This is a genomic window from Helicobacter pylori Shi112 (assembly GCF_000277405.1).
Lineage (GTDB): Bacteria > Campylobacterota > Campylobacteria > Campylobacterales > Helicobacteraceae > Helicobacter > Helicobacter pylori_C.
The window spans coordinates 260,831-286,503 of the sequence record NC_017741.1 but is presented as its reverse complement, the minus strand read 5'-3'; the positions used below and the strand labels follow the sequence as shown (position 1 = coordinate 286,503).

Below are 25,673 nucleotides of genomic sequence, written 5' to 3'. Positions count from 1 at the left end.
CATCATTTTACTTGACTTTTTACAAAAAACACACTAAAATTTCTCTTTATTTTTTGTGAGCGAAATTCCAGATTAGCTCAGCGGTAGAGTAGGCGGCTGTTAACCGCTTGGTCGTAGGTTCGAATCCTACATCTGGAGCCATACTTTTAACCCATCTTTTTTTTATAGCAAAACTTCACGCAATCCCTTTTGATTTGATCCATAACGCATTGACTAACACCCCCACCACAACCCCTATCGCTAAATTATGCGTGTATAAAACCACCGCCACGACTAAGAGCATGTTCAGCGTGTCATAGGGCTTGATTTTTTTAATGTTAATAATGGATTGGAAATTAAAAGTGGTGAAAGAAATCATCACCATCACCGCCACAACCGCCACGATGGGGATCTTAACCACATATTCATTAAACACTAGCACTAGCACCATTAAAGAAAAGCCGGCAAAAAAAGTAGAAAGCCTTGTTTTGGCCCCGGATTTTGCGTTGATGATAGACTGCCCCACTAAAGCGCACCCTGTCATTCCCCCCAAAAGCCCTGATATGATATTCCCCAAGCCTTGCGCTTTAGTTTCTTTATTTTTATCGCTCACGCCGTCTTTTAAAATCATGTCTAAAGTTTTGGCGGTCAATAAACTTTCTATCGTGCCTACTAGCGCTAAAGAAAGAGCGTAAGGCAACAACTCTATCAAAATTTTAAAATCCAAATTTTTTGGGATAATGATGGGATGAAAGCCTGAAATCCCTTGCTCAATGCTCCCTAAATTCGGTGCATGCGTATCAAAAATTAAAGCAATCGCGCTCACTATAAGGATACAAACCAGATTAGAGGGGATTTTTTTAGTGATTAAGGGGAAGAGGTAAATGATCAATATCCCAATAACAAGCAAGATAAACACCCCTACATTTTGGTTTTGAAGGAATTTGAATTGCTCCATTAAAAGCAAAATGCCTAGCGCGTTCACAAAGCCATACATCACTGATTGGGGGATAAACCTCAAAAGATTCCCTATTTTCAAATAGCCTAAAAGAATTTGCAACACCCCTGCCATAAGAGTCGCCACGCCCGCGTATTCAAGCCCATAGTTTTTAACCACGCCCACTAAAATGAGCGCTACTGAGCCGGCCGCTGCGCTAATCATCGCCTTTCTAGCCCCAAAAAAAGACAAAACAAAAGCCATGTAAAAGGTCGTATAAAACGCCACGCCCACATCTAAACCCACCATGATCGCAAAGCCGGCCGTCTCTGGGATCACAGAAAGCCCCACCACAAAACCAGACAACAAATCTTTTTGAATGTTACTCAACCATTCTTTTTGTATCTTTTCAAACATGCCTTTCTTTCTCATTAGAATGGCTTGATTGTAACCAAAGATTTAAAAACCAATTTCAAACCAGATAAAATCCCTTTTCTTAGCGTTAAGCTTTCTTAAATATTTTATTGTAAAAAATACTTAAAATTGTTTTTTTTTTTTTTCAAAATATAAATTTTAAGCTAAAAATAAGCATTTTATGGTAAAATGGCGAACTTTCATAAACATGATTATCATGGGAATGTGAAACCAAAATCTATTAAAAGGAGAAAACATGAAAATCAAAAAATCCCTCTTGCTCTCTCTTTCTCTCATGGCTTCATTATCAAGGGCTGAAGATGACGGATTTTATATGAGTGTGGGCTATCAAATCGGTGAAGCGGCTCAAATGGTGAAAAACACAGGAGCGTTGCAAAACCTTGCGGACAAATACGATAACTTAAGCAACCTTTTAAACCAATACAATTACTTAAATTCCTTAGTCAATTTAGCCAGCACGCCCAGCGCGATCACAAGCGCGATTGACAATTTAAGCTCAAGCGCGATCAACCTCACTAGCGCTACCACCACTTCCCCAGCCTATCAAGCCGTGGCTTTAGCGCTCAATGCCGCCGTGGGCATGTGGCAAGTCATAGCCTTTGGTATCAGCTGTGGTCCTGGCCCCAATCTTGGCCCAGAACATTTAGAAAATGGGGGCGTTCGATCGTTTAGTAACACGCCAAACTACAGCTACAGCACTAATAGCGGAACGACCACCACCACTTGCAATGGAGCTAGCAATGTAGGGCCAAATGGTATCCTATCTAGCAGTGAATACCAGACTCTCAATACCGCTTATCAAACTATCCAAACCGCTTTAAACCAAAGTCAAGGAGGTGGGATGCCTGCCTTGAACGGCTCCAAAAAAATGGTAGTCAATATCAACCAAACTTTCACAAGAAACCCTACCACAGAAAACACTTACCCCGATGGAGATGGCAATTATTATTCAGGCGGGTTTGCAATCCCAATCCAGCTAAAGTTTAACAGTGTCAATGACGCTGAAAACCTTTTGCAACAAGCCGCTACTATCATGCAAGTCCTTACCACTCAAAACCCGCATGTGAATGGTGGCGGTGGGGCATGGGGGTTTCACGGTAAGACTGGGAGTGTGATGGATATTTTTGGCGAGAGTTTTAATGCGATTAACGAGATGATTAAAAACGCTCAAGCCGTTTTAGAAAAAACCAAACAGCTTAACGCTAATGAAAACACCCAAATCACGCAACCAGAAAATTTCAACCCCTACACTTCTAAAGACAAAGGGTTTGCTCAAGAAATGCTCAATAGAGCGAACGCTCAAGCAGAAATTTTAAGCTTAGCCCAACAAGTAGCGAACAATTTCCACAGCATTCAAGGGCCTATCCAACAAGATCTAGAAGAATGTTTGGCAGGATCAGCTGGTGTGATTAACGACAAAACTTATGGTTCAGGTTGCGCGTTTGTGAAAGAAACCCTCAATTCTTTAGAGCAACACGCCACTTATTACGGCAACCAGGTCAATCAAGAGAAAGCTTTGGCTCAAACCATTTTGGATTTTAAAGGAGCCCTTAACACTTTAAACAACGACCAAAAAGCGATCAATAGCGCTATCTCTAGCTTGCCTAACGCTAAATCTCTTCAAAACATGACGCATTCCACTCAAAACCCTAATTCCCCAGAAGGTTTGCTCACTTATTCTTTGGATTCAAACAAATACAACCAGCTCCAAGCCACCACGCAAGAATTAGGCAAAAACCCTTTCAGGCGCTTTGGCATGATTAGTTCTCAAACCAATAACGGTGCGATGAACGGGATCGGCGTGCAAATGGGCTACAAACAATTCTTTGGTAAAAAAAGGAATTGGGGGTTAAGGTATTACGGCTTTTTTGACTATAACCATGCGTTCATCAAATCCAGCTTTTTCAACTCCGCTTCTGATGTTTGGACCTATGGGGTGGGAATGGATGCGCTTTATAACTTCATTAACGATAAAAACACCAACTTTTTAGGCAAGAATAACAAGCTCTCCGTGGGGCTTTTTGGTGGCTTTGCATTAGCCGGGACTTCGTGGCTTAATTCTGAATTTGTGAATTTGAATGTGGTGGGTAATATCTATAGCGCTAAGATGAATGTGGCGAATTTCCAATTTTTATTCAATTTAGGCTTGAGAATGAATCTCGCCAGGTCTAAGAAAAAAGACAGCGATCATGCCGCACAGCATGGCGTGGAATTAGGCGTGAAAATCCCTACCATTAACACGGATTATTATTCTTTCATGGGCGCTGAACTCAAATACAGAAGGCTCTATAGCGTGTATTTGAATTATGTGTTTGCTTATTAAAACCCTCTTTAAAAAAAGGGGCTTGTTTAAAACGCTTGAAGGCATTTTTAAAATTAAGTGCTTTATAAAGAGGGCTTATCTCTTGCAATCGCTCTCAAGCTATAAAACTAATCAAAACCCTGTTTTTGTAATCATTAAAGAAAAATTTTTTAAAGATTATCACTCTTTTTTGATAAAGTAATAATTTAGAATTTAGGGAGTTTTTCATGGAAGAATCAACAGCGTTTATTTTGGCTCTTGTGGGGCTATTCACCGGTATTACCGCCGGGTTTTTTGGTATTGGTGGGGGGGAGATTGTCGTCCCTAGCGCGATTTTTGCGCATTTTAGCTATAGCCATGCGGTGGGTATTTCGCTCATGCAAATGCTTTTTTCTTCAGTGGTCGGCTCTATCATCAATTACAAAAAGGGCTTATTGGATTTGAAAGAAGGCTCATTTGCTGCGTTTGGAGGGCTAATGGGGGCGATTTTAGGGAGCTTTATTCTAAAAATCATTGACGATAAGATTTTAATGGCGGTGTTTGTGGTGGTGGTGTGCTACACCTTTATCAAATACGCTTTTTCTAACAACAAGAAACCAGAACATTTTGAAGAAATGCATTTTGATTTGCATGCGAATAACAAAACGCCAGACAAAAAGCGCCCGATCCCTTTTGTGTCTATGGACAGAACGCATGGGGTTTTGATGCTCGCCGGTTTTGTTACCGGCATTTTTTCTATCCCGCTAGGCATGGGTGGGGGGATTTTAATGGTGCCGTTTTTGGGCTATTTTTTGAAATACGATTCTAAAAAAATCGTGCCTTTGGGGCTGTTTTTTGTGGTGTTCGCTTCTTTATCCGGGGTCATTTCTCTTTATAACGGGAGGGTTCTTGATAATATAAGCGTTCAAGCGGGGGTGATTACCGGTATTGGAGCGTTTTTAGGCGTGGGCATTGGCATTAAGCTTATTGCTTTGGCTAATGAAAAGGTGCATAAAATCCTGTTGCTCCTCATTTATGCTTTAAGCATTTTAGCGACTTTGCACAAGCTCATTATGGGGTAAAAATCTAAAAACGCTTCAAGGGGCATTTTTAAAGATCAATCAGCAAAGGAGCTTGATTTAATCAAAGGATAGCTTTTTAAAAAAAGCTTTAATTATCCCTATTTATTTTAAATCATTTCTTTTAAGGCATAAAAACCATTTTATAGGACTCTTGATTTTTTAGTGCATTTGTGGTAAGATTAGGTTCAGTGAGTTTAGGGGTTCCCAAACCTACTCCTTGTAATTGAGCCATAAGGAGGCTCGGTGGCTCACCCTCACTATTATAAATTTCATAACTGCTTATTACCCACTTATTCTCTAGTTTTTGATTATCCCACTTATCATTAAGTCCTACTCGCATGCACTTGTATAGGGGCTGTTTTTTGAATAAGAATGTAAGTTTTAAGCGTTCTCTAAGTTTCAAGTTAAATTCAATTAAAAATCATTTGGAAATATAACACAAACTTTTTAAACAAAAGCTTAAAGAATAATTTCATTCCTTTAGCATTAGCTACAAGTTCTTATGAAATGAACTGAAAGTTCTTTGGTTCTAGCTGTAAGTTATCAAGCGAGTTTCTAGTAAGTTCTAATGTGGTGTCATTCTAGTTTTTAATCGTGTAGGCAACCTAGTTCATACCATTAGAGCAAACAAGTTCTTAATCTATTTCCCTGAGTTTCTTTATGGGTGTGAGCTATTAAGTTCTAACTTGTGGCTCTTAGTTCTTATCGTGTAGCTACCCTAGTTCTCTAATTTTTGCTTACAAGTTCGTATCAGTGGGCTGTAAGTTCTTTTTTGTTAGCAACTAAGTTCTTATCATTTAGCTATTTAGTTCTTAATATTTGGCTACAAGTTCTTTCAATAAAAGTCTCTAAGTTTTTATAGCATTACTAACAAGTTCTTGCTCTTAAATTTTGTAGTAAGGGAAGTAAGTTTTTGAATGAAATTTTTATCCCTTGACTAGATTAAAAAATATCTCATCTATCAAAGCACTCTCTTTAAAACTTTTTGAAAAAAGTTAGCAAAAATCCTTATTTTTTAAAAATCTAGCTCCAAGCCCCTTGAATACGAAGTTTTAACCTAATGTGTACATACACATGGTGTTATCCTGCACCTATTTTTGATTTAGGTCTTTTTAATTCTTTGTGCTATGCTACAAGATAAGCATTTAGCTTGTTTAAAATTTGGGCGTTTTTAACGCTCTTCTTAGTAAGGGAAATGAAGTCAATTTGAAAGCGTGCGAATTAGATAAAATTTTAACTTTGTTATTAAGTCTTGAAGGGTTCGTATGCTAGATGGAGCTATAAAAGATACTAAGCTGGATAATCGCCCTATGGATTTATCTTTTTTAGATGATATTTTAGAGCATATGCGAAAGCCTAGACCCAGCGATAGCGATAAAGTGGATAAAAGATTGCTCGTTAAATTCAATCAATTTAGTTCTAGTCAAAAGTCTATTAAATCTAATTTAGTTGGCACAAAGAGCACTAGTCCTGTGCTGATTAAAAACATAGGGCAAATGAAACGCTCCCATTTAGAAAATGCCCTAAGCTATGCTTTAGAAAACAGCGAAACAGCCTATAATGAAATGTTTATGGAGTGCGACAAGCAATTCATCTTAGAGACTTGGCTCAATGACTTTGATTTGACTAACGACTACAACGAAGCTATGCACTTAGTTTTTTCTATCAAAGACAAGCCAGATGAGGAGATAATGCAAGGGCTTTTATATTCCACTTGGGAAAGTTTAAAAGTAAGGTTACCTGAATATAAATTTGCTCTAGTCCCCCATACACACCAAGACCACGCCCATATCCATTGTTTCATCAACAAGACTAATCAACTAACACGAAGAAGACTGCGTTTTAAAGGGCGTGAGGATTGCAAAGAATTTTTTAACGAATTAAGAAATGAGTTTGTTTACCGACTGAATAACCATTTATTAAGCGAAGAATACCTGTATGTCAATGAGCCTAAGCTCAAAGAATTAGACAATATCAAACAGCAATTACAAGACTTGGAAAAAGAAGAAAAAGCCTTAGAACAAATTAAAACCCCACAAGATGAGTAGGATTTAAACAAGGCTTTACAAAAAGAATACCTACAAACTCTCAAAGACAAAAACAAAGCAAAAGCCTTAGACATTCAAAACAACCAAAGCGCTCCTTTAAAACAAAAGATTTCTGCATTTAAAATCGCTCTTTTTAACCACAAAGACACAAGCGATGATGAAAAAGAAAGCCTAGATATTGACAGAATAGACAAAAGAAAGCCAGTGAGCGAACACTTAAAAAACACGGGTAAACACGAGCTATACGAACTCTTAGGCTTTTATCAAAAAGAATTAGATAAAAAACAAAAACATTGCACCTTTAAGAATTTTCATATTCTCAATGATTTAGACAAAAACTTTGAAAGAGAGACTAAGGGCTTTTCTGTGTTAAAGAAAAAAGAAATGCTACTAAGTAAGCTAGAACGCCTAGACAAACGCCCTTTGGATAAAAACTCACACCTACTATTAGCTCAATTAAGAAATGAAGTGAGAACTAAAAACAACACACAATACAATAATTTAACTAATCCTATTTTTTTAGCCAAAGCCTTAGAACTTCCTAAGGACAAGCGCCCCACTCTCAAAACCTTTAAAAACGCTTATTTTAGTGCTAGAAAATATCAATTTATGCTAGAAAGTTTTAAATCTAAACAAGATGACCCTACCTATAAGCTTAATGACAATACTTGTGAGTTAGTGGGTAAGCAATTACAAGACTATCAAAAGACTATGCTCTTACTCGCCAAAGAAAGACTACTCTTTTTAGAACAAGATTTAAAGCAAAAAGAAGAAGAGTTTGAAAGAGCCAAAGAGAGCTATTTCAAAGCCCTAGAAAGCTATAAAGAGACTTTTTCATTACTCTTAAAAGAAAAACAAGACTTTCTCAAACAAACTAAGCAATTTTCTAAACTTTCTAAGGATATTGTCTATATCTGTAATGAAATCATAGGGGCTAATCGGTTCTTAACCCACTATGACAACCTAAACCTTGAAAAAGTCCTAGAACACGCCAAAGACACTAATCTAGAGCAAAAACAAATTCAAGCTATTACCAAAGAACCTAACAACGATGAGCCTTGGATTGAATATGGCAAACAAATACAAGCTAAAGCTAAAGCCCATTATCAAGCTATGGTAGAAAAAGAAAAAGCTAAACAATTAGCTAAAGAGCTAAAGAAAACCTTACACCCTAATGAGCTTGATTATGACCCCAAAGCTCATGCTGGATTGAAAGAAAATGATAGCAATACAAATTCTAAAGGGCGTAATAGGTAATACTCTGAAGTAATTTAATTTAATGCCCTTAAAAAGATAGTATGCCCCTTGATTAAGTGGGTTTCTTTGCTTGTTCTTTTTGTAAAATAGCTAACTCTAACAAACACTCAAATAGATTACTATAAAATGCCCCACAATCAAAATAAAGCCATAAGACAAGACAAACCATTAACTCACAATCAAAAACGCCTTAAAACGCTTTTATTAGCTTATTTTTTTCTTAAGCGGCGCGCTGAAATTTCTTAACCTTAAAGTTTTCTCAAACATTATCATAAAACAAGCTCTTAATCTATCCCTTGAACCTAGCTATCACTCAAACTCAAATCTTTTAATGCTAAGAGCTAGAAACAAACCTAACCTTCAATAATTTTAAACTTAACTCTTTCTAATCCTAGAACACTAAACAATAAACCAATAAACCCTTACAACTTAACAATACAACCTAATCCTAATCATTCCCCCCACAACAAATATTTCATTGATAAGTAATTCTTAGTTTTCTTTTCTTTTTGATTTTTGTTCTTACCTTATCAATCTTAAACTAAAACCCTACCCTTAACTAAGCATTACACTATCCTATGGGAACTCCAATTAGTTTATCCTCTTTAAATTAAAAAGTTTTTTCTTTTTTTAGCAAAAACACATTACATGATTTAATATTTTTTAAAAAAAAGAAAAACACTCATGACATGATATTACTTATAACATGTTCACTGAATAGGTAAGGAAAGAAAGGTAAACCTTTCTTTCCCTTAATATCTTTATAACTATGCGGAACTTAAGTTCCGATTTTATCTCTAATACCCATAAGCACGCACTTCCTAATCTTAAAAAGTGCTTAAAGCTAATTTTCAAATGCGGAATTGTTAAAAATACCGCTTTTAAAACCAAGCAAATTAAAAGACATAAAACTCTCATTCTTTAAGATTTATTTTTGAATTTTAAATAAGGGAGCAACATGCTAAATAACAAACTCACCAAATCTCAAAGAGAACTTTTTGATAATCTCAAAGTCTTTTTATACACTAAGGTTAAAAATTTCACACCTATTCAAGATGTGAATGATATGGCTTTGATATTAAATACGCAAAACAAAGTTTTAAAATGCAATAATGTTGAGCAATTAAGACAACTCTGTCATATTCTTTATAATCAAGGTATCAAACACACCATAATGATGCAAGGCTTGTTTTTATTCTTTGAATACTTTAGAGACAATCTGAAACTAAGAAGTTTTAGAATGCTTAGTGAAGAGCAAGTCATTAACTTTCTTTTTGAACTCGCTCAAAATAGAAAACCAAGCTCTATGGCCAAGTATGTGATGTATTTAAGGCAATTCTTTGATTACTTGGATAGAAAAAAGCATTATAACTTTGACTTTGCTCTTAAAAACCTAGCCTTTGCTAAGACCAAAGAAAGCTTACCCAGACATTTAAACTACAAGGATTTAAAGAGTTTTTTAAAAACACTTTTAGAATATAAGCCAACCACTAGCTTTGAAAAGCGCAATAAGTGTGTTTTACTCATTGTAATACTGGGAGGGCTTAGAAAATGCGAAGTGTTAAACATAGAGTTAAAACACATTCAAGTAGAAGAACAAAACTACTCTATTTTAATTCAAGGTAAAGGTAGGAAAGAAAGAAAAGCTTATATCAAAAAGAGTTTGTTAGAACCAAGCTTGAATGCTTGGCTTAGTGATGATTACAGATTAAAATATTTCAATGGAGCATATCTCTTTAAAAAGGATAAGCAAAAATCACAAAATTCTTTAACTCTTTATAATTTTATCCCCTTAATCTTTAAATTAGCCCAAATCAAACATTACAAACAATATGGCACAGGCTTACATCTATTTAGGCATAGTTTTGCTACGCTTATCTATCAAGAGACCCAAGACTTAGTTTTAACTTCAAGAGCTTTAGGGCATAGCTCATTACTCTCTACTAAGATTTATATCCATACCACACAAGAGCATAACAAGAAAGTAGCTCTTGTATTTGATAGTTTGATAGATAATAAGAAGTAAGGGGGTTAAAATTGATTAGTTGGTTTAATGTAGTTACTCTAAATAGTCTAATTAGAATAAATAGTATAACATTAGATAGTTTTTACTCAACTATTTAATGTTTTATTGCATTAAAAACAATTAGTTTTATAATATTTGTTAAAATCATTGAGATTTTATAGAATTAGCTTAAGCTATAAAACACTTTAAAAATAATGTAATTATTGCTTGTTGTTATTCATTAAGAAAATACTTAATAAACAATACAAATAACTAAACACTATCAAATACTTACTTAATGATATTATTTATCGCCTATGCTTAGGTGTAACGGTGTATTCGTTAGTATTTTCTAAGTAGTCATTATTACCTAAATCATCGGTGTTGTCATTTTCTTGCTTATTCTTATTCAACACCATTTGCCCTTGTATGCGAGTGAGTTCAAATTCTTGGAATATTTTAGCGAGTTGATACAAGCTCTCTATATTGTGCGTGTCCAACGCTTTGATGTAAGCTTCTTTTCGATCTTTGGTAATCACAAAAGGCACTAAATTTTGCTCTAAAACGCTATAAAGGATTAGCGCTCTACCCACTCTGCCATTGCCATCGCTAAAAGGGTGTATTCTTTCAAATAGAATATGCTGTTCTAAAATAGCTTTTAGTTTTTCTTCTTCACCTTGTAAGGTATTCATTTTATAATGGAGATTGTCGCACCACTCTTTCATAGCCATAGGCACTTGAAATGATGGGGTCGTTTCAAAACTAGCCCCTAAAATCATGTTATCAGTGGTTTTGAAAGTTCCCTTGTTAGGGAGTAAAAAATTCATTAAAATTCCATGCAATTCTCTCACAAAAAAGCTATCAATCTTTTGTTCTTTCTTCAAATTTTCTAATAAAAAGGGGAGCATATTTTGATAGTTTTTCACTTCAAAGAATGCCCTTTGGGGCATTTCTCTAGGAATGTATTCAGCGGTTAAAATACTTATGGTTTCAGCAAGACTTAAAGGGTTGTTTTCAATAGCGGTGCTATGATGCGCCATTCTAATGGTCAGATCCATAGCGTAATCATCAAATTCTAGCAGTTCTTTGTAATTCATAGGTTTTCTTTGTTTGATTTGTTCTAGTTTAGCAAATTTTGTGTTGGTTTTGGTTTGACTTATAGTGATTGTTTGACTATAATACACCTACATTCAATGGGCTTCGGTTAGCCCACTTCTTTATAAGTTACTCAACTCTTCTAAATCTTTATTCCCAATGCTTTTGATTAAATCATCTAAAAATAGAGTGATTTTACTGGACTCAACGCTTATATTCATGGGTTTTTTAGGTTTATTATCATCTCTTAAACCATTAAAATAAGTCGTAATGCGTGGGCGGTTGTTTGGCTTGATTTTTAGTAGGTTTTCCCAATGATACGCACGATTTCTAATTGTTCATAGTAAACTTAGGGCAATATGAACCTTAATATAATCATAAAGACTTTGTTTTCTGTCATTAACAAGCAAAGTGTTTTTGTTATCTTGGTAGTATTTTTTAAAATTAAAATGCCTTAGATTTAAAACCGAGCTTTCTAATTTATAAAAAAAGATAAGCTTAATCACTGCTCCCAAAGACATTTTAGACAAGATTAAAGAATGCGAGATTTCTTTTTTCTTGTTTTTTAATTCTTCTATTAAAGGGATTAAAGAATTTTCATCAAACACCCATTCACTCCCCTTATTTTGAGTGAGACAATAATCTAATGCGTTGCGTAAGTAAATCTCTAGATTAGAGATTTTAGGCGTGATTGAACTAATTAGTTTTAGGTTTTCTTTATATTGTTCTAGGTTGTCATAAGTGTCTAATCTATCTTTGGATAGAATGAGCGTAATATCGTTTTTAAAATCTTGTAAATCTTGCATAGTGTCTCTTGAATGGTTTGTTAAATCGATTATAACACAAATAAAATTAGCTATAAGACATTGTTATTAATTGTTAATAACATACTTAATCAGTAATTCAAATAATCAAAACTAACTCAATACTTATAAAATAATTAAATACTTGATTGTTATTGATATATTTTTAAAACTTTATGTTATAATGATTAAAGTTGTAATTTTAGGTTAAAAGGAATAAAAAATGATTGTTTTAAAAAGATTAGATAAAATTTTAAGGACAGGGTTATTAGTTGGAGCGTTGGTGGTGTGCTCCCCACTTAATGTAATGGCGAAACCTTTATTTACAGATGCTAACTTAATTGACTATCTCAGCAAATCTAAAAGCAATATTAAGAAAGAATACGCCATTGATTGTAATTCTCAAATTGATGGTTCTAAATATTTGAATGATGGTTGGAATTTATCAAAAAATCTTCCACAAGAATGGAAAACCGCTTTTCTTTCTTGTGTTAATAAAAAACAGCTATCTAAAAAAGAACAAGAATTACAGAAAATAATAGATGAAAGAAATGAGCAAATTAAAAAAGATGAAGAGTGGCTAGTTGCTTGTAGAAACTATGTTAGAGAAAGCCGTAAAAAAGCGGAAAGTAACTTTCTTAAAAAAAATCGTTGTAGCAAAAGTGAAGATGGTAAAATATCGTGTTATAGCAATGCTTTTTATAGTGCCTATGGAGACACAAAACCCAAATGGTGGACTTATAGTGGCTCACACTTTGAAGAAAAATTTGAAAACGAACAAAATCAAGCTGACCATGAATGCCTTTCAAAAGCTGCAAGTCTAGCCATAATGCACCCAAAATTAGAAATAAAAAGAGCTGTTAGACAGCCTTGATTTTCAATCGGGAGCAATTTCTGGAAAGCCAAATTGGTTTGTTTTTACCTTGCCTAAGATTTGCTCTCTTGTTTGGTATTGGGTTGATTTTGCCCCCTTTAAATTTGTGTTAAACCCATAGTCTGTTTTGTATATGTCTGCTATAATCTCACTTTGCATTGCCATAGTTTGATTTAAAAAGAGCATTTGATTGGTGATCTCTTTTAAATACTTTATCGTGAGTAACCTAATCCTTTGATTAAAATTCGCATAGGCTTGGCTCTGAGCATCTTTATTAGGAGCTTTAGATAAATCAAGTGTGAGAGTTTGGATTTCTTGCTCTAGCTCGTTGTCTAGGCGAGTTTTTTCTAGGGCTAATGGCGTGCAAGTGCCATTTTCTTTGTTTTCTTTGCAATAATGTATCCCTTGTTTATTATGGTTAGCTGTGGGGTCGCTTACGCCTAATTGTTGTTGAATATCAGCTAGTCTGTGTTTTAGATAATCTGCTTTTGCATTAATTTCTTTTTGTTTTTTAATCCTTTCTGTTAATTTCATCGCATCTTGTTGAAATATTTTCATTTTATATGCTTGATAGTTACCATTGAGAATATCCAAACTAGCTTCTGCTGATAGTTGGTTATACCTTGCTTGATTTTCATCTTTGATTAGCTCTTCGCATAAAATCAATCCCATATCTCTACCGCTTAATTGCCCAGCAAGAGACTGCAAGTTTTCATAGCCTATTACTTAGAGCTTGGATTAAATTTTGCATATCTTTCACTTGTGCGGTTTGCTTGCCTGTTTTTGTAATAGCATTGTTAAGATTGCTTAAATTAACAATCTTTTTGTTAGTCAATTTGTTAAAATCAAAAAAAGGGCATTGTTGCTGTAAGTATTTATTCCTTAATAAATCGCTTGCGTTCCAATTTTCTATGCTTTGCTTTAAATTCTCATAGTTATATTTAATACTCTCTATTTGATACTGAGCGTTTTGTATCACTTGCATAGGGTTTGCTAAAGTGATAGCACTGCTACTAATCAAAGAGTTAGTCGTATTTATCATGTTATTGACTTTTTGCAACTGATTGATTTGAGCTTGAGCTTTAGAGATAATCTCTTCATATTTTTTAATGCTATCTACCATTTTACCTATCACAGTGGCTTGACCAGCATGAAGCTCTGGGTCATTGACAATCAAAGGAGTTTCCCCCTCTGCAAACACGCTATTGCAATATAAAAGCACACTAAAACCTATATTAAAAACTAATTTTTTCATTATAAAATCTTTCATTTGTTGTTTCTATCATTATCAAGTCCAAAGCCACTTTTCACACTCGCTACAAAGTGTCTCACACCAGCTTTTGCTCCTTTTGCATTTGCCATAGTGGTAATCCCTCCGCTTAGTCCAGCCCCAAACATCGCTCTTGCTCCAGCTTGAAGTCCTGCTAATCCGCCCCCAGCACTCTGATAAGCTTGTTTAGCTTGATTAGCTACCATAACCATAGAGCCTCCTACGACTGCTCCGCCTATTGTCATACCAATTTTTTGCATCATTTCTGTTACTGCCCCAACGCCTCCACTTGTGCCAAAGATATTGTTGATAAAATCAGGCACTCGTTTGATTAGAAAGAAACAAATTACAGAGCCTAAAATTAAAATAATAAAAAATCCTAATACGCTAGTATAAGCTCCCATAGCATTTTGAAAATTATTGATTGCTTGATTTGAACCATTTTCTATCATTTGGTCAACTATGTGTCCTTTGTTATAGAACCCATTGATTATTTCTGCTTGGGTAGGAATTTTTAAAGTAATACTTTCTATCATTGAAAAATTTAAAAAAGATACTACCATAATGCAAGGCTGATAAAAAGTAAGGGAAATGAGTTTTTTGAGATAACTAAAGAGCATACCATTAGTCTGTGGGAATAGCACTAATGGTAAAACTGCAAAGCCCAATGATAGCCATGTAAGAGTTTCAACAAGAGTGATTAGAACAATGATTAAAATTAGTCCAATTAAAAGAATTTGAGCTAGGACTAACAAAAGAAAAATGATTAACATAGGAAACATAGTAAAAAATGTCTTCCAGCTTAAATCACTAAATACTTCTCTGTATAATTGTGTTATGGAATAGTAGGACTTATCTATCAATGAGCCTAAGGTTAAATCATTTTTTCCTGTCAATGTTTGCAATGATGTCATGCTGTTTGTGATAATCTCAGTGAGCTTATTAGAAGGGTAGAAAATGGTGTCTTTAAGCATATTCATGTAAGTTGTTGGATTATCCATTGCCCAATTTAAAACTCCCATAAACACTATGAATACAACCACGCCCATAGCGGTTTTAAACTGAAATATATCGCCCTCTTTCACTCGCTTATAAGCCCATATCATAAATAAAATTACCAAAACAGCATTAATTATCATTTGAGCTTTTAAAACTTCTGCTGTTTGAGTTGCTATGTTGTAAAATATTTTTTTTGTTGGGTCGCTAAATAGCGATAAAATCGTTTCATAAATACTTAGACTATTACCTTGCATTATCTCCCCCTCCCTTTAACATAACTCTGTGTCTGTAAATTTTCTTTAATATTTTCTAAAATGTCCTTAAACTCTTTACTAAAAGGTTTAAGGCTATCAATTTGTTCTAATTTATCCATAATATTTTCCTTTTCTTGTATAGGTGTGTCGTTGTTATTTAATTTCTCTAAAGAACTTTCTAAAAACTCCGCCATAATGTCAATGTTAATCGCCTTATTTTCTATAATGTGAGCTAGTTTCAAATCATCGTTACAATCCTTTGAAAAAGGCGTATAGATAGTGGGGAATTGCTGTAATAGAGCATATAAAATACCCTCGCATTTTTCTCTATAACCTTTGCCTTTAACATCATTATCAAAGGCTAACACCACATTAAAGCTCTCTTGTGGTTGATTGACAGGTTGTGGCTTTCTAAACTCTCTAGTTTTTTCCACTCTTTTATTATAAATGGGAGTGTTCTTTCCTCTCTGATAGTTTTTAATAATGTCAGTGTAGGTCTCTACGACCACACTCTTAAAATCATCATTAGCCTTGCCTTGTCTCACTAGCTCTTGCCATTGTTCTTCTTGTCTTAGATAATTGTTATACGCTCCTTGTTGTCTGTTTTTTAATTGCTTAAAAAAGCTTTGAAAAAAGAGTTCTAATTTTTGTGCGTTAAATTGCCCTGCAGTGCTAATTAAAACGCTTTCTTTGGGATCTAAATCTTGTAATTCTAAATAAGCGAGACTATCAAAGATATTTTCAGTAACAATGACATTTTTAACTAAGTTTAAGTCATTAGGGTATAAGACTTCTATGCCTTTATTTCCTTGTGCGATAGATTTTAAAGGTTTGTCTCTTATGTTGCCCTCTTTGTCTGTAGTTAAGGGCGTATTTAAGCGTTTGTTAATGCCATATTGATGAATGGGTATGACATTAAGTCTTTTATCTTCAAAAGCTAAGTAAGTCGCTAAGATTAGATTGTTAAGGCTATCGGTTTTTAAATGCTCTTTGTAAGGTTCTAATAGCTTTACATCAATCTCACGCTTTTTAATGAGTGTAGCGTTTTCTAAATCATAGGGTTTAAGGTTGTTAAACTCCTCTCTTATTTTTTGAACTTCTTCGTTATTCTCTTGTGTGTTATTCCTTGCTTTGAGATTGTCTTGCTTGTTAAGATAATCTTCTAACTTTCCAGCGATTAAATCTTCCACACTAATGTTTCTATCCTTACAAAAAGTGATGATATTACCGACTTTATCTGTGTGGGTTTCTTTGTAGGTGTAACTAATAGAGCCATCTTTATTTTGATTTTTAAAGATAACTAAACTTCCCTCTTCATTTTCATGTTTTAAGCAAGGGTTATTCTTGCTTGTCTTGTTTTTATTATAAGTGTAGCCATTGTCTAGCAAAATCTCATGTAAGGGCAAGGCAGTGAGATTAGGAATGTAAGCCATAATGCTTTCCTAGCGCCTTCTGCTCTTAGCTGGCGTATTTTGTGTATAGCCATAGTCTATGGTTGGAACTTCTTTGTTTTGGTTCTCTATGGTGTTTTGGGTATTTTGTTGATTTTGCTTGGCTCGCTCTTTTTCTAAACAAGCTTGATAGTGGGCTTTAGCTTTTTCTTGCATGCGTTTGCCATGCTCTATCCAAGGCTCATCATTCCCCTTACTTGGTGTTTTTTCTTGGTTCTCTTGTCGTTCCTTTAATCCCGCATGATTTTTAGGGTCATAATCTAGCCATGGTTCATCAGGGTGTGAGACTTTCTTAGGTTCTTCTTTAGCGTGTGGCTCTTTTTGAGCTTGAATAGTGCTATTTTGCTGTGTAACTTGGCTTTCTTTTGTGTTTTCTTGTTGTGTAGCTGTGTTATTAGTTTGTGGCTTAATACTCTCATTAGCTTGAGTAGTATCTTGTGTGTTTGCTTGAGACACGCTTCCATAAGCTTGTGAGCTAGTAGTCTCTTGTGCTTGTGAGCTTTTTGTTTCTTGTTGAGCGTTTTCATTAGCCTTATTTTGCTCTTTAATAGCATCCACTCCCACACTTTGAGTGGTGCTATCTAAATTTTTGGGCGCTTTTTCTTGTTGCTTGTCTAAGTGTTTTTGCATCACTTCATACACTCTGTTATCCATAGGTTCTAAGCTGTCTTTACTTTTTTGTATATAATCTTTTAACGCTTCGTGGTGTTCTTTTTCTAATTCGTGTCCCAAGATTGATTTAACGCTTAATTGTAAGCCCTTATCTTGCATATGTTTATTGCCATGCGCTTGTTCTAAGCAATCTTTAATCAAATTGATATGCTCTTTAGTGAGCTTGGTGGGTTCTTTTTGGCTCACCACTAATAAGACTTTCAATTCATCTTCATTCATGTGGTTTTTAGCGTAATTCAAAAAGCTCTCTTTAAAATCAAGCTTAGTCTAATACGCTTTTGTTTAATATCAAGCTCGGTTTGTTTGAAAAAGCTATGTAAATTAGCGTATTTGTCTTTAAAGTCTATATCATTACCAATCTTAGGTTTTTCTTGCTCTTTTTCTGTATTTTGTTCTTGTGTGTTAGTTTCTTTTTCATTAAGCTTGTTATTTTCTTCTAAGGCAAGAGAGGCAATTTTGCTGGTAGTATTCTCACCTGTAGGTCTTAGCAATTCAATGATCTCATTAGCTCTTAGAGAGTTGGCAACTTCGTTTGTTTCATCTCTTATGATTTGTAAGCTCTCTAAAAGCTCTAAATTTTCATCATATTGTTCTAATGATTTATTTTCGCCCTCTATGGCGTATTTTTCTAGCTCTTGTTTGGCTAACTCATTTTCATGCTCTGTAAGACTAATTTCTTCGGCTCTTTTGATTTGGTTTTCTTCATAATCTTGTAATGCCTTACTTTCAAGATCAGACTCTTTTCTTTCTGGTTCTTGTTGCTCTAACTCGTTTTTATTTTCTTGTGTCTCAGTAATGGCTTGGGCTAAACTTTCTACAAACTCATTTGGATTATCATTAGAGTTGTTTTGTCCTTGTGAGATTTCATTTTGCAAGACATTCATAAAATCGCTCACATTTTCGTTGTCTTTTGAATTAGAGATTTCATTTTTCATGCTCTCAATCACTTCTAGCATAGAAGACATGTCATCTTGTAAGCCCTCTTGGCTTAAAGATTTGATTTCTTGTTCTAAAATGCCTAAGAAGTTAGAGGGGTCATTTTGAGCGCTTTTAACTTCATCTAAAAAACTCTCTAAAAAAGCGTCCTTACCATCATCACTCCACGCTTTCCAAGCTTTAAGAAATCCATTGGTAAAATCTTGCATTATCTGCCCCTACCCTTAGATTGAGTGGGTGCTGCTTCATCATTAGCAAAATAGTTGTCATGCTTTTGTTGCTCTGCTCCCTTATTAAGAGTTTGTTGTAACATAGCTAACATTTGCGGATTATTCTGAGCCATTTCAAGCATTTTGTTAAACTGCTCCATATTCATTTCGTTGTTTTCTTTGACATTATTTTCTGTGCTAGGAGCGATTTCAACCTTAGGTTCTTGTTGGTAGCTTTGAGAAATGTTGTATTGCTTGCTTTTTTCAGAATGGGTTGCACCATATTGCTCCACATAATCTAGCACTTTCTTATATTCTTTTTCATTTAAATGCTTGGATAAATCATAAATCACTAAGTTTTGATTATCCATAGAGAAAGTATGGCTAATGTATTGCGTTCTTAAAGTTTTAGGGTCTAATTCTTTAAGCTTAGTTTTGTCTAGCGTTTGAAAAATATTGACATTGTAGAGATTTTTAATTTCTAAAGTCGGCTCTATATCTATTTTTTCTTTTTTAAACTCATAAAAGGGTGTAACGCCATCTTGCATATACTTGATGTTGCCAAGTTTGTCTCTTTGGGGGACTTTTTCATATTCATAGATAATTTCGCCCTTAGCATTACGCCTAGCATTGCCCTCTTTGTCTTTAAGGGGGATTAAATTGCCTTCTTTGTCTCTTGCTTTAACATAGCGCATTTCATAATCTCTAATATAAGCGATACTTGCCTTATCATAAATGCCCTCCTTATTATTTTTGCTCTTAGTGTTGTTTTTAATAAACTCCACTTCTTTAGGGTTTGCCCCAAGTTTTAAGGCATCATCTAAACCTACCCACACATTACTCTCATAGCCATTTTCATGTTGCTTGGCATCTAAAATAAGAGCGTTTAAGCCATTATAAGCATTACCCACATTGCCATTATAAGCTCTATTATTGGCTTTAAACTCTAGTCCTGCATTAAGACTTTGTGCAATTTCATTCGCTAAAAATTGAGCAAAAATTTCTTTTTGCTCTTTAATATCCATTTCATTCCACGCTTTCATTTTGAATCTTCCTCTCTACTATTATTGGTATTTTCTAATGAATTTTCTAGCTCCATTTTCACTTCTTGTTCGCTTTTAGGTTCTACTCCCATTTGCATAAACTCTAACATTTGCTCCTCACTCATAGGGTAATTTCCCTCTGTAAGTTCTAAAAAATCTTGTGCCATTTTGTCTGTCCTTGTTGTTAAAAAATCTTTTTAGAATGCCATTAAGATTGCAAAAAAATCAAGGTCTTGACTTATTTACTATTTCAAAGTGTGTGCGCACACATATGCCACTTTTTAAGCTAAAATTAAGCAAAAAACCCAAATGTGTACGCACACATTTTGAAGGCTCAAACTCTACAACCCCCTAAAATGCGTAACTTAATCTAAAAGTAAATGAAAAGTAAATAAGCCTAAAAATTTAATGAAAAAAAGTTAAAATTTAAGCTAATCTTAAGATAAAATGATAGTTTTTTACTATTTTAAAAAGTTTTTTAAGAAATTTTATAACCACATCTATAAATTTCACATAAAAATCTTAGACAACCTAGATGCTTATTTGTATTTTACTGATTAAGCCTATTAAAAGCATTCGCTTTTATTCTAAAAAGCCCTTATTTTCTCGCATTATCTCTAATGTAAGATTTATTTGGCGGTATAGAAGGTGCAAGTAAATAAAAAAGGGGTGCTAGTTATCACATAACAACACCAAACTAAAAAACCCACTTAAAATGCTTTAAATTTAATTAATAGCTTAATTTCTTAATAGTTTTAATGATATAAGCTAAATAAATATAAATTCTTTTAATATCATAATATTAAATTAAAGATTAAATACTCATCAAATAGAAATAATTTTATTATCCCTTACTAAATTTAATTGATAATTACATCTACTATAGAAAATCTTAATAATTAAAATCTTTAAAGTTAATTCAAAATCCATATAATTATGCTATACTTATAAAATAACTAAATTAAGGAAAATAGCATGACCATTTGTATTGCTAATGAAAAAGGGGGAAGTGGTAAAAGCACGCTTTGTTTAAATTTAGCGGTGCAATTACTCAAAGACAATAAAGAAGTGATTGTCTTTGATACAGATAGCCAAAAATCTATGGAAGTTTTTACTGAAATTCGCACTCAAAAAGAACATAAAACTTTTAGCTTATTTAATCGTAGTAGTGGCTTTAGCGATACTTTAAAACAAATGGTATCTAAGTATGAAAACATTCTCATTGATACTAAGGGGGAATATAGCAAAGAAACTCAAAAAGCTATGCTTTTAAGCGATATTGTTCTAGTGCCTACAACTCCTAGTCAATTAGATACTGAAGTATTAGCTAATATGCTAGAAAGAATTGAGCAACTCCAAGAGCTTAATGAAAACCTAAGAGCCTTAATCATCATCAATAGAATGCCTACTATCCCTACGCTTAAAGAAAGACAGGCTTTAATAGAATTTATCAAAGAAAACAACCCTAGCGATAAAATCACGCTTTTAGAAAATTCTTTGAGTGAACGCATTGTTTATAAGCGTAGCGTGAGTGAGGGCTTAGGCGTTATAGAATATAGCGATAAAAAGGCTATCAATGAATGGGCTAATTTCTACAATGAATTAAAAGGCTATTTAGAAAAAGAGAAAAAACATGCACTTTAGAAGAGTCAAAAAACACAAATACAACAAGGAGTATACAAATATGGATTTGCAACAAATTGATGATTTAGAAAAAAAGCTTGAAGAGAGTTTGAATAAAGAAGAACAAGTCAGTGAGTTAGAAAATCATTTAGAACAAGAGCCTAACACAAAAGAAGTAAAAACCCCTAAAAAAAGGGGGCGTAAAAAATCTATTTTAGATGAAGATAAGAAAAAGAGCTTTAATGTCTCTTTTAGTCCTTCCATCATAAAAGAACTTGATGAATTTTTGTTAGAATTTGGCTCGTTTAAAGAGACACGAAGCACTTTTATTGAAGAAGCGCTTATTAGGCATTTAAAACATAGAAAAAACACCCAGGAGCAAAAACTCTTAAAGCAAATTGAAAAACTACAAAACAAAGAAAGAGATTAGAGAATTTTTGGAGTTATGAACCTACAGAAGAAACTCTTAAAGACCACTTTAAAGACACCACGCTTTATGTCAGTTTAGGAAAGGATTATGACAAAGAAAAAGAGTTATTTTCTAAGAAATTACAAGAAAGTTTTAAAGAGATTTTAGAGAGCAGGCGTATTAACTAAACCTTGTTGGGTTTAAAAAAGAGATAGGTTTTTAATGATTTTAGAAAAACTATTAAGTGCTGTATAATTAACATGACACTATAAAAACAACCAAAAACTATTCAATACACACTTAATGATATTATTTACCTCCTATGCTTAGATGTGTGGGTGTTTTCATTAGAATTATCTAAGCTATTATAAACATTAGGTTCTTTCAAGGTGTTAAGGGAATAAGATTGCTTTTCAAGTTTTTTATGAATGAGATGAGCCATAATGCTTAATTCTAAAGCTGTTTCTTCTAAGTCCATAATCTTGTTAAGCAAAATATCATCATTTTTATCTTCTAAATAATTGCTCGCTAATTTATCAGGGTCTTTGCTAAATTCTTTTAAACGCTTTGCTAAGTCTAAGTTAAAGTGTTCTTCATAATGCTTGGCTAAAAAATGCAAATCAAATAAATCTCTTGCTTTAGTTCTTGTATGCTCCCCATCAAAACAAGCACAGAGTTTATTGTCAATAATACGCTCCACTTTGGCAATTTTCATTCCCTCAATGACATTGAATTCGCTCTCTTTTGGTGCGTCTCTATAAGAGACTTCTAACTTTAAGGTTTGTTCTTCTTTATTGCCCTTAGTAGCATAACGCACCATATAACGCCCCACGCTATTAGTGTCTTTTTTAATGTGAATGTCATTCAAAATAATGCCACTAGGAATAGCACTTTTTACCTTGCTTAAAAGATTGATTTTTTTATGACAATCAAAGTCTAAATCCTCTGAAAAACGATTTAAACCATAGCCTAAATAAAGGGCAGTTCCGCCCTTTAAAACCATAGGTGTATCAACTAGATTTTTAACGATGGCTCTCATCAATCTTTCATGATAGATTTCTTGTTCGCTTAAAATCACTCGGTAATAGGGTTTCTTGCTATCCATTTATCTAAATTCTCTCTTTCTTGCTTGTTTAATTTGGGTTTCATCACTTCTATGAGTGCATACACGCTTTTCTTATCTTCAATGCTAGGAAACCATTCATCTAGCATAACTCTACCTAGCGAACCTGTTTTTAATACTGCCATATAGAGATAATCCACACAAGCTCTTGGATGCTCTGCAATATAAGTGGGAGAATTTTCTGGATAATAGCCCATTTTATTTAATCTTTCTGTGCCATCTATAATGCCTAAATCACCTAATAAATGATTAGTATTTCTTTCTTGGTCTTTGCCATAAATGTAATAGCATAAATCAATAGCATTAGGCATTAAAGCCCTTGAGCTATGCCAATCTCCTGTGCCTTGTGGGGAGTGGATATTTAAAGCTACAATAGAACTAACATAGACTTCTTTAGAAGTAGGCGGAATATAGAGCATGCTAAACTCCTTAATTCAATTTAACTAGGTTCTAGTTTAGCAAAATTTTACTTACTACTTCTTACTATACTCATTGATAAAATCCCCACACACTTTCATGTTGCTTTTGTAATCTTTAGGGAGCTTGACATGATGCTTTTTAGCCAAGCTTTCAGCAAATCTAATTTGTTTGGGTGTAGCAGGTCTAGTTTCATCATTATTAGAGCTACTAGCCTTTTTATTGTTTTTCTTAAAGAACTCATGCTCTTTAATATATCTATCCAAAAACGCTTTAGCTACCCTGTTGTCTTCTTTGTAGTTTTTAAACTCTTCGCTTAGTTCTAATTGTAAATCTCTTAAAATATTTTCCATATAAGTGATTTGCCCCTCACTACTAGGCTTTATCTCATCATCATTTCTTTCTAGCTTTTCAATCTTAGGGCATTTAGAACTTAAATTACTTATAAAATCTACATAAGAGCTTTTATTTTCTACAATCTCATCTAGCACTTCTTCCATTTGCTTAGTGTAGGTCAAATCAATAATAAATTGATAAGCATTTTCAAACACTTCTACTACTCTTTTGCCTTTATGCGTGGGTGTAATGGTGTGTTTTTTATCTTGGCTAATGCTGAAGTATTCTCTTTTTAAAAGCGCAGGCAAATAGGTAGCATAAGTGCTAGGTCTTCCTATGCCTTTATTTTCTAAAAGCTTTACAAAGCCTGCCTCTTTATAAGGGCTTGGGGTATTTCTTTTAATGGTAGCTAAAACTAAGTCATTTAGACTTAACACATCATCAATTTTTAGATTAAATTGTGCGTTTTGGTCTTTTTCTTTATCATCTTTGTCATCATTACTTTCATCGCTCTCTAATTCTTTTTTAGAAAACATTGCTAAAAACCCAGCGCTTTTTAAACTCTTAACGCTACACTTAAAATACTCATTTTTGATTTTAAAGAGCAAGTCTTGTTTGTCATAAATAGCATTCTTGCCTTGACTTTCAATAGTCCTTTCAAAAATAAGTTGATAGAGTTTTAAAGCGTCTTGATTAGTAATGCCAGCATTATAGACCACACTTTCTAAGTTTTCATAAGTATGGGGGTGCGTAATCCTAATCGCCTCGTGAGCTTCTGCTTGACTTTGCTTACCAGCTTTATATTCTCTTTTTAGATACACTTCTTTATAAATGGGTGTATAAAAGTTCTCTGCCTCATTTAAAAACTCCACACTCAAACTTTCAGCGTCCGTTCTAATGTAAGTAATAAGCCCAGCTTCAAAAAGACTTTGAGCTAAAGATTGCACTTCGCTAATACCTAAACCTAACTCAGAACTCGCTTTCTCTAAAAGAGTAGAAGTGATAAAGGGCTTTTTAGGTTTAGTCTCTGCAACAGAATTTTTTAAATCTTTTAAAAGACAAGCTTTATTGTCTTTCAAACTTTCAAAGAGTTTTAAAGCCTCTTCTTTATCATTGAATTTAATTTCTTCGCCATTTTCATCACAATGCTTGATAATGACTTCTTTATTAGCATTGTCGTTAATCTTAGCTTGGATTTGATAGCTTACTTTCTCATTTTCAGGTAAAGCCTTAAATTTTTCAATTTCTCTGTCTCTATCCACAATAAGCTTTAAACAAGGGGTTTGCACTCTTCCAGCACTAGAGCCTTTCATTTGCCCTAAAGCTTTGCCTAAATAAGGGGAGAGCGTAAAACCTAATAGCATATCAGCCACACGCCTTGCTAAAGCGCTTTGATACATTTGCTTATTAGTGTTTTCAAATAAAGAAGCGTTTTGTAAGCCCTTGTTAATCCCACTTGGAGTGATTTCAAAAAACTCTGCTCTATAAATAGAACTTGCTATCCTTTTAATTTTTTCATAAAAATGATAGCCTATAGCATAACCCTCTCTATCAGGGTCAGTGGCAATATAAACTTTTTTGTTTTTACACGCCTCTATTATCTCAAAAATACGCTTTTTCTTTTGGGGGTCGTATTCAAAAGTCGGCTTAAAATTATTATCTTCATCATAGCTTTTTAGTTGCATAAAATGTCCTATGGTAGCAAAAACACTAGCTCCTGTGATTTCTTTAATCTTAGCCACTTTATTAGGGCTTTCAATAATGATGACGCTATCTTTCATTTTCTACTCCTTAATTTGATTGTTTCTATAGTTCTTTGCAAGATGTGGTAATTCCCCCTTAATATCCATAATGATAGGTCTATTCACTACTTCAAGAATACTAGGAATTTTAATATTACAATTACAGCGTTGTAATTTCTCTTTTAATCTCTTATTCTCATCTTTTAATTTAAGATATTGCCTTAATCCATATCCATACCAAAGAATTAGCCCTATTAGTGCTAAAAACCCCATTAAAACATCGTAATTCATTACTTAAACTCCTTTCTTTTGTAGATTTTGTTCTTGTAAGAGTTCTTTTAGCATTAAATCACGCCACTTAATGCCATTTAAAAAGCTGAAGAGCTTGTTAGA

The 25,673-nt window shown here is 33.9% G+C and carries 17 protein-coding genes, 1 tRNA gene and 4 pseudogenes; 8 read left to right on the top strand and 14 right to left on the bottom strand.

Features of this window, described 5'->3' with window-relative positions:
• Positions 1-66 precede the first annotated feature (66 nt).
• A tRNA-Asn gene (locus tag HPSH112_RS01390) sits at positions 67-141 on the top strand.
• Between the two features lie 34 nt (positions 142-175).
• Here the strand turns inward: HPSH112_RS01390 and HPSH112_RS01385 are convergent.
• A complete protein-coding gene (locus HPSH112_RS01385) occupies positions 176-1,333 on the bottom strand; it encodes a SulP family inorganic anion transporter (protein WP_014534196.1) in 1,158 nt (385 codons plus the stop codon).
• A 253-nt stretch (positions 1,334-1,586) separates the two neighbouring features.
• Here HPSH112_RS01385 and sabA point away from each other — a divergent pair, with 253 nt between their 5' ends.
• On the top strand, positions 1,587-3,674 hold the full coding sequence (sabA, locus tag HPSH112_RS01380; protein WP_000694349.1) for a Hop family adhesin SabA/HopD: 2,088 nt from the start codon (positions 1,587-1,589) through the stop codon (positions 3,672-3,674).
• Between the two features lie 206 nt (positions 3,675-3,880).
• A complete protein-coding gene (locus HPSH112_RS01370) occupies positions 3,881-4,714 on the top strand; it encodes a sulfite exporter TauE/SafE family protein (RefSeq protein ID WP_000392956.1) in 834 nt (277 codons plus the stop codon).
• 121 nt (positions 4,715-4,835) lie between these two features.
• Here HPSH112_RS01370 and HPSH112_RS01365 read toward each other — a convergent pair whose 3' ends face one another.
• Positions 4,836-5,117: a DUF3519 domain-containing protein gene (locus tag HPSH112_RS01365; protein WP_000776551.1), complete on the bottom strand. Its 282-nt coding sequence runs from the start codon at positions 5,115-5,117 to the stop codon at positions 4,836-4,838.
• A gap of 862 nt (positions 5,118-5,979) precedes the next feature.
• Here HPSH112_RS01365 and HPSH112_RS01360 point away from each other — a divergent pair.
• Both HPSH112_RS01360 and HPSH112_RS01355 read left to right on the top strand, forming a co-directional pair.
• Positions 5,980-8,019: pseudogene (locus tag HPSH112_RS01360) on the top strand (relaxase/mobilization nuclease domain-containing protein).
• A 958-nt stretch (positions 8,020-8,977) separates the two neighbouring features.
• The gene (locus HPSH112_RS01355; protein WP_000933814.1) at positions 8,978-10,045 is read left to right on the top strand and encodes a tyrosine-type recombinase/integrase; all 1,068 of its coding nucleotides are present in this window, start codon (positions 8,978-8,980) and stop codon (positions 10,043-10,045) included.
• Between the two features lie 287 nt (positions 10,046-10,332).
• Here HPSH112_RS01355 and HPSH112_RS01350 read toward each other — a convergent pair whose 3' ends face one another.
• Together HPSH112_RS01350 and HPSH112_RS01345 are read right to left on the bottom strand one after the other, a co-directional pair.
• A complete protein-coding gene (locus HPSH112_RS01350; RefSeq protein ID WP_014662200.1) occupies positions 10,333-11,121 on the bottom strand; it encodes a Fic family protein in 789 nt (262 codons plus the stop codon).
• Positions 11,122-11,241: 120 nt separating this feature from the next.
• Positions 11,242-11,925: pseudogene (locus HPSH112_RS01345) on the bottom strand (CAAX protease).
• Positions 11,926-12,145: 220 nt separating this feature from the next.
• Between HPSH112_RS01345 and HPSH112_RS01340 the strand changes: the two are divergent.
• On the top strand, positions 12,146-12,796 hold the full coding sequence (locus HPSH112_RS01340) for a hypothetical protein (protein ID WP_000636430.1): 651 nt from the start codon (positions 12,146-12,148) through the stop codon (positions 12,794-12,796).
• Positions 12,797-12,799: 3 nt separating this feature from the next.
• Here HPSH112_RS01340 and HPSH112_RS01335 read toward each other — a convergent pair.
• The 6 genes and pseudogenes from HPSH112_RS01335 to HPSH112_RS08560 all read right to left on the bottom strand — a co-directional run bounded on the left by HPSH112_RS01335 (position 12,800) and on the right by HPSH112_RS08560 (position 19,797).
• Positions 12,800-14,051, bottom strand: a pseudogene (locus HPSH112_RS01335) (hypothetical protein).
• Between the two features lie 11 nt (positions 14,052-14,062).
• Positions 14,063-15,319, bottom strand: a complete 1,257-nt coding sequence (locus HPSH112_RS01330) for a type IV secretion system protein (protein WP_001161914.1) — start codon at positions 15,317-15,319, stop codon at positions 14,063-14,065.
• On the bottom strand, positions 15,319-16,752 hold the full coding sequence (locus tag HPSH112_RS01325) for a hypothetical protein (RefSeq protein WP_000323426.1): 1,434 nt from the start codon (positions 16,750-16,752) through the stop codon (positions 15,319-15,321). The genes HPSH112_RS01330 and HPSH112_RS01325 overlap by 1 nt, the downstream gene beginning before the upstream one ends.
• A gap of 9 nt (positions 16,753-16,761) precedes the next feature.
• Positions 16,762-18,587 (bottom strand): annotated as a pseudogene (locus HPSH112_RS01320) (hypothetical protein).
• Positions 18,587-19,630, bottom strand: coding sequence for an ArdC family protein (locus HPSH112_RS01315; RefSeq protein ID WP_000649249.1), 1,044 nt, complete (start codon positions 19,628-19,630; stop codon positions 18,587-18,589). Before HPSH112_RS01315 ends, HPSH112_RS01320 begins: the two are co-directional and overlap by 1 nt.
• A complete protein-coding gene (locus tag HPSH112_RS08560) occupies positions 19,627-19,797 on the bottom strand; it encodes a hypothetical protein (protein WP_000046010.1) in 171 nt (56 codons plus the stop codon). The genes HPSH112_RS01315 and HPSH112_RS08560 overlap by 4 nt, the downstream gene beginning before the upstream one ends.
• Positions 19,798-20,605: 808 nt before the next feature.
• Between HPSH112_RS08560 and HPSH112_RS01310 the strand changes: the two genes are divergently transcribed.
• Together HPSH112_RS01310 and HPSH112_RS01305 are read left to right on the top strand one after the other, a co-directional pair.
• Entirely contained in the window at positions 20,606-21,274 is a 669-nt protein-coding gene (locus HPSH112_RS01310) for a ParA family protein (protein ID WP_000150792.1), read from the top strand.
• A 40-nt stretch (positions 21,275-21,314) separates the two neighbouring features.
• On the top strand, positions 21,315-21,683 hold the full coding sequence (locus HPSH112_RS01305) for a hypothetical protein (protein ID WP_000365690.1): 369 nt from the start codon (positions 21,315-21,317) through the stop codon (positions 21,681-21,683).
• A 292-nt stretch (positions 21,684-21,975) separates the two neighbouring features.
• On the opposite strand, the gene HPSH112_RS01300 is transcribed toward HPSH112_RS01305, so the two are convergent.
• From HPSH112_RS01300 to HPSH112_RS01285, 4 genes are read right to left on the bottom strand one after another with little or no spacing between them, the layout of a single operon-like run.
• Positions 21,976-22,767, bottom strand: coding sequence for a nucleotidyl transferase AbiEii/AbiGii toxin family protein (locus HPSH112_RS01300; RefSeq protein WP_000377513.1), 792 nt, complete (start codon positions 22,765-22,767; stop codon positions 21,976-21,978).
• Positions 22,737-23,204 carry a hypothetical protein gene (locus tag HPSH112_RS01295; RefSeq protein WP_000965782.1) on the bottom strand — a complete coding sequence of 156 codons (468 nt, stop codon included), beginning with the start codon at positions 23,202-23,204 and terminating at the stop codon, positions 22,737-22,739. Before HPSH112_RS01295 ends, HPSH112_RS01300 begins: the two co-directional genes overlap by 31 nt.
• A gap of 54 nt (positions 23,205-23,258) precedes the next feature.
• Positions 23,259-25,319 (bottom strand): type IA DNA topoisomerase, encoded by a 2,061-nt coding sequence (locus tag HPSH112_RS01290; protein WP_000655368.1) that lies wholly within the window; start codon positions 25,317-25,319, stop codon positions 23,259-23,261.
• 3 nt (positions 25,320-25,322) lie between these two features.
• Positions 25,323-25,571: a hypothetical protein gene (locus HPSH112_RS01285; protein ID WP_001105118.1), complete on the bottom strand. Its 249-nt coding sequence runs from the start codon at positions 25,569-25,571 to the stop codon at positions 25,323-25,325.
• Between the last annotated feature and the right edge of the window lie 102 nt (positions 25,572-25,673).

Coding starts and splice junctions, on each gene's coding strand:
- HPSH112_RS01315 (WP_000649249.1), bottom strand. CDS start 19,630: ATGAAAGCGTGGAATGAAATGGATATTAAAGAGCAAAAAGAAATTTTT.
- sabA (WP_000694349.1), top strand. CDS start 1,587: ATGAAAATCAAAAAATCCCTCTTGCTCTCTCTTTCTCTCATGGCTTCA.
- HPSH112_RS01310 (WP_000150792.1), top strand. CDS start 20,606: ATGACCATTTGTATTGCTAATGAAAAAGGGGGAAGTGGTAAAAGCACG.
- HPSH112_RS01330 (WP_001161914.1), bottom strand. CDS start 15,319: ATGCAAGGTAATAGTCTAAGTATTTATGAAACGATTTTATCGCTATTT.
- HPSH112_RS01350 (WP_014662200.1), bottom strand. CDS start 11,121: ATGAATTACAAAGAACTGCTAGAATTTGATGATTACGCTATGGATCTG.
- HPSH112_RS01290 (WP_000655368.1), bottom strand. CDS start 25,319: ATGAAAGATAGCGTCATCATTATTGAAAGCCCTAATAAAGTGGCTAAG.
- HPSH112_RS01300 (WP_000377513.1), bottom strand. CDS start 22,767: ATGGATAGCAAGAAACCCTATTACCGAGTGATTTTAAGCGAACAAGAA.
- HPSH112_RS01340 (WP_000636430.1), top strand. CDS start 12,146: ATGATTGTTTTAAAAAGATTAGATAAAATTTTAAGGACAGGGTTATTA.
- HPSH112_RS01305 (WP_000365690.1), top strand. CDS start 21,315: ATGGATTTGCAACAAATTGATGATTTAGAAAAAAAGCTTGAAGAGAGT.
- HPSH112_RS08560 (WP_000046010.1), bottom strand. CDS start 19,797: ATGGCACAAGATTTTTTAGAACTTACAGAGGGAAATTACCCTATGAGT.
- HPSH112_RS01285 (WP_001105118.1), bottom strand. CDS start 25,571: ATGAATTACGATGTTTTAATGGGGTTTTTAGCACTAATAGGGCTAATT.
- HPSH112_RS01295 (WP_000965782.1), bottom strand. CDS start 23,204: ATGCTCTATATTCCGCCTACTTCTAAAGAAGTCTATGTTAGTTCTATT.
- HPSH112_RS01355 (WP_000933814.1), top strand. CDS start 8,978: ATGCTAAATAACAAACTCACCAAATCTCAAAGAGAACTTTTTGATAAT.
- HPSH112_RS01385 (WP_014534196.1), bottom strand. CDS start 1,333: ATGTTTGAAAAGATACAAAAAGAATGGTTGAGTAACATTCAAAAAGAT.
- HPSH112_RS01370 (WP_000392956.1), top strand. CDS start 3,881: ATGGAAGAATCAACAGCGTTTATTTTGGCTCTTGTGGGGCTATTCACC.
- HPSH112_RS01325 (WP_000323426.1), bottom strand. CDS start 16,752: ATGGCTTACATTCCTAATCTCACTGCCTTGCCCTTACATGAGATTTTG.